This window comes from Bacteroides sp. AM16-24 (assembly GCF_003471885.1).
Taxonomy (GTDB): domain Bacteria; phylum Bacteroidota; class Bacteroidia; order Bacteroidales; family Bacteroidaceae; genus Bacteroides.
The window spans coordinates 724-985 of record NZ_QRKI01000052.1 but is presented as its reverse complement, the minus strand read 5'-3'; the positions used below and the strand labels follow the sequence as shown (position 1 = coordinate 985).

The window sequence follows — 262 nt, the reverse complement described above, 5'->3', positions numbered from 1 at the left end:
TGCAAAATGTGAAGCAACTTAACTATTACGAGCCCCGCATCAAATATCAAAGCTATGACAAATACGGCAATCCTACCCGTATCTCTAAAGACGGTGAATTTGAAGATGTCTCCTATATCTGGGGGTATAAGGGGCAACGGGTTGTTGCTGAAATAAGAGGCGGTTCTTTCAGCGCATTAGGACAAACGTTGATAGACAGGGTGACAAGCGCCGTTTCTCCTTCTTCGGCTGATATGGCTGCCATAGAAGCGCTTAGGAACAA

At 45.4% G+C, this 262-nt stretch carries 1 protein-coding gene; it reads left to right on the top strand.

Going from position 1 to position 262, the window contains the following annotated elements; genetic code table 11:
* Positions 1-8 precede the first annotated feature (8 nt).
* On the top strand, positions 9-262 hold a 254-nt coding region (locus DW182_RS22365; RefSeq protein ID WP_233564211.1), incomplete at its 3' end, for a hypothetical protein.